1 pseudogene is annotated in these 373 nt (G+C 33.0%); it reads left to right on the plus strand.

Annotated elements, in window-relative coordinates:
• Window positions 1-373: pseudogene (locus tag HMPREF2811_RS02695) on the plus strand (DDE-type integrase/transposase/recombinase); the annotation flags it as partial.

Below are 373 nucleotides of genomic sequence, written 5' to 3' on the forward strand. Positions count from 1 at the left end.
AAAACAAAAGAAGTATTTATCCGACGTCATGCGGAACCAGGATATGAGGTTGAATTTGATTGGGGAGAGATAAAATTATTTATCGATGACAAGCTAAAAACATTTTCTTTGGCTGTATTTACTTTGGCGCACAGTAATTATCGTTTCGCTAGAATTTATCAATCAGAATCCCAAATTTGTGTATTAGACGTTCACACAAAATTTATCAGTCACATCGGCTTTATCCCTTCGGTTTTTACTTACGATAATATGAGAACTGTTGTTAAAAGCTTTATTGGAACAGAGAAAACCATTACCGACAGCATGATTCATTTATCTAATTACTATCAATTTAAAATTCGTTTATGTGAACCACGAAAAGGAAATGAAAAGG

It is taken from the genome of Globicatella sp. HMSC072A10 (assembly GCF_001811625.1).
Lineage (GTDB): Bacteria > Bacillota > Bacilli > Lactobacillales > Aerococcaceae > Globicatella > Globicatella sanguinis.